The following is a 3,161-nucleotide window of genomic DNA, read 5'->3' on the forward strand; positions in this document are numbered from 1 at the left end:
TCTGGCCGAGGCGGAGTCCCGCGCCAGCACGGAGCGCGAGGAGGTAACCTCCAAGGACATCGCCGCCGTCGTCACCCGCTGGACCGGAATCCCGGTCGACCGCATGCTGGAGGGCGAGCGCGAGCGCCTGAAGGGCATGGAGGACCGTCTGTCCGCCCGCGTGGTGGGGCAGGCGGAGGCGGTGCGCGCGGTGTCCAAGGCGGTGCGGCGCGCCCGCGCCGGCCTCAAGGATCCCAACCGGCCGACCGGCTCCTTCCTGTTCCTGGGCCCGACCGGCGTCGGCAAGACCGAGCTGGCGAAGGCGCTGGCCGAGTTCCTGTTCGACGACGAGACGGCGGTCACGCGCCTGGACATGTCGGAGTACATGGAGAAGCACGCGGTCAGCCGCATGGTCGGCTCGCCGCCGGGCTACGTCGGCTACGACGACGGCGGCACGCTGGCCGAGAAGATCCGGCGCCGGCCCTATCAGGTCGTCCTGCTCGACGAGGTCGAGAAGGCGCACCCGGACGTGCTGAACGTGCTGCTCCAGGCGCTGGACGACGGGCGGCTGACGGACGGGCAGGGGCGCACGGCGGACTTCCGCCACGCCATCCTGATCATGACGTCGAACCTGGGGGCCGAGGCGCTGTCCGCGGTGCACGATGACGACGACATGGAGGGCGCGCGGGTCGAGGTGATGGACGCGGTGCGCAAGGCCTTCCGGCCGGAGTTCCTGAACCGGCTGGACGACGTGCTGCTGTTCCGCCGCCTGGGCCGCGACCAGATGGCCCGGATCGTCGACATCCAGCTGTCCCGCGTCAACGATCGGCTGGCCGAGCGCGGCCTGACGCTGGTGGCGGACGAGGACGCGCGGCGGCGCCTTGCCGACCTCGGCTGGGATCCGGCGTTCGGCGCGCGTCCGCTGAAACGGGCGGTGCAGAACTACGTCGAGGATCCGATCGCCGAACTGCTGCTCGACCGCGAGGCGGAGGAGCGGACCACCCTGACCCTGTCGGTGGTGGACGGCCGTCTGGCGCTGGATGGCCGCAGCGTCGAGGAGGACCGCAGCCACGGCTTCAAGGCGCCGGAGCGCCCGCCGCTGGGCTTCGCCATCGGCGGCCGGGGTGCTTCGGTGCACTGAACGGCGTGACGTTGGCCTGATCGAAGGCGCCGGGGCGGTCGCGTCCCGGCGCCTTTTTTGATTCGGGAGCGCTTCGGCGCCTCGCCTGTTTTCAGGCCAACGCTTCAATTCGGGAGGAGAAGCATGAAGACGTGCCTCAACGTATCCATCGAAATCGACGCCAACGGCGACCAGGACGTCAGCCGCATGGAGGAGAAGCTGAGGGGCTGGCTGCGCAACCAGCCGGGCGTCACCTCGGTGACGGTGTCGCCGCAGGGCGGCATCAACGCCGTGTCCTGGCGCGAATCCCGCCTCGCCGCCTTCGGCTCCCGCCTGGGCAATCCCTTCGCGCGCACCCGCCTGTAGCCCATTGTTTTAATGCCCTTCTCCCCTTGAGGGAGAAGGGTTGGGATGAGGGGTCGTTACCGGCGGCAGCCGGGAAAACGAGTCTTCTTATCCGACCATCCGGCCGTAACCACCCTCACCCCAACCCCTCTCCCCTCAAGGGAGAGGGGCTTTGCTAGGCGCCCAGCAACGCCGGCAGGTCCGCCAACCCCGTGATGGTGATCGTCGGTTCGGCCGGCAGGCGGTCGGGCGGGCTGCCGGCGCGGTTCAGCCACGCGACCTTGAAGCCGAAGGCCCCGGCCCCGGCGGCGTCCCAGCCGTTGGAGGACACGAACAGGATTTCCGCCGGCTTCAGGTCCAGCCGGTCGCACGCCAGCTGGTAGACCGACGGGTGCGGCTTGTAAAGGCGCAGCGGGTCCACCGACAGCACGTGGTCGAGCAGCGGGCGAAGCTTCGCGCTGTCCACGGCGCCCGCCAGCATGGGCGGGCTGCCGTTCGACAGGATGGCGGTGCGCAGGCCGCGCCCCCGAAGAGCCTCCAGCGCCGGGCCGGCGTCGGGGAAGGCGTCCAGGCGGAAGTACAGCTCCATCAGCTTGGCGCGCAGGGCCGGATCGGTCCGGCCGTGCAGGTCGAGCGCGTAGTCCAGCGCCTCCCCCGTTACCTGCCAGAAGTCGGCGTAGGCGCCCATCAGCGTCCGCACCCAGGTGTATTCGAGCTGCTTGGCCCGCCACACGGCGGCCAGCGCATCCGCCGAGTCACCCAGGTCGGCGCGGCAGTGGCGCGCCGCCGCGGTGACGTCGAGCAGCGTGCCATAGGCGTCGAAGACACAGGCGCGGATGCCGCCGATGGGGTCCGTCATCGCCGCAACTCCCTTTCCAGGTCCATCTCCCCGCCCGTGCCCAGGCGGGCGCGGTAGACGAGCATCGCCTCCATCACGCGCTGGACGTAGTTGCGCGTCTCGTAGATGGGGATCAGCTCGATCCAGTCGACGATGTCCACCGCCTCCGTCCGCGGGTCGCCGAACGTGTCCATCCAGCCGCGCACGCGGCCCGGCCCGGCGTTGTACGAGGCGATGGCCAGCACGTAGGAGCCGTTGAACCGCTCGATCAGGTCGGCCATGTAGGCCTGCCCCAGGCGCATGTTGTACTGCGGGTCGGAGATCAGCTTGGCGTGGTTGTGCTGCTTGATGCCCAGCTGCTTGGCCACCAGCTGCGCCGTCGCCGGCATCAGCTGCATCAGCCCCCGCGCCCCCGCCGACGACACGATGTTCGGGTTGAACGTGCTCTCCTGCCGGATCAGGGAGTGCACCAGCGCCGGCTCCGGCGCCGAGGCCGGCGGGCGGATCACCGGGTAGCCGGCCTCCACCAGATAGACGTCGTTCTGTGCCGCGTCCTTGGCGGCGGCGATGGCGAGGTCGGGGCGCCCCGCCTCCTTCGCCAGCCGGGCGGCCAGCACGTATTCCTCCGGCGTCTTGGCGTCCAGGCTGACGCGGCGCAGGAAGGCGGCCAGCTTCTCGTCGTCGCGCCCCTCGATCTCCTTCAGAAAGCGGGCGAGACGCACCGTTTCCTTGCGGTCGAACGCCGATGCCTCGGCGGCCGACACGCCGGGCTCGGCCGGCAGCTTGAAGCGGGCGCCGCTGATGTGGCGGGTGGCGAGCTGGCCGTAGAAGGTCGTGCCGTAGCCGGCGGCCTTCTGGTACCAGTCGCGCGCCTGGGCG

4 protein-coding genes are annotated in these 3,161 nt (G+C 70.5%); 2 read left to right on the top strand and 2 right to left on the bottom strand.

What is annotated here, in order from left to right:
* On the top strand, positions 1–1,120 hold a 1,120-nt coding region (locus VED21_RS36400; RefSeq protein ID WP_324890980.1), incomplete at its 5' end, for an AAA family ATPase.
* Positions 1,121–1,243: 123 nt separating this feature from the next.
* Positions 1,244–1,465, top strand: a complete 222-nt coding sequence (locus tag VED21_RS36405; protein ID WP_324890982.1) for a hypothetical protein — start codon at positions 1,244–1,246, stop codon at positions 1,463–1,465.
* 154 nt (positions 1,466–1,619) lie between these two features.
* Here the strand turns inward: VED21_RS36405 and VED21_RS36410 are convergent, their stop codons facing one another.
* Together VED21_RS36410 and VED21_RS36415 are read right to left on the bottom strand one after the other, a co-directional pair.
* Positions 1,620–2,303 (bottom strand): haloacid dehalogenase type II, encoded by a 684-nt coding sequence (locus VED21_RS36410; RefSeq protein ID WP_324890984.1) that lies wholly within the window; start codon positions 2,301–2,303, stop codon positions 1,620–1,622.
* The coding region (locus tag VED21_RS36415) for a lytic transglycosylase domain-containing protein (protein WP_324890986.1) at positions 2,300–3,161 on the bottom strand (862 nt) is incomplete at its 5' end. The genes VED21_RS36410 and VED21_RS36415, both read right to left, overlap by 4 nt.

The organism is Azospirillum sp. (assembly GCF_035627195.1).
Taxonomy (GTDB): domain Bacteria; phylum Pseudomonadota; class Alphaproteobacteria; order Azospirillales; family Azospirillaceae; genus Azospirillum.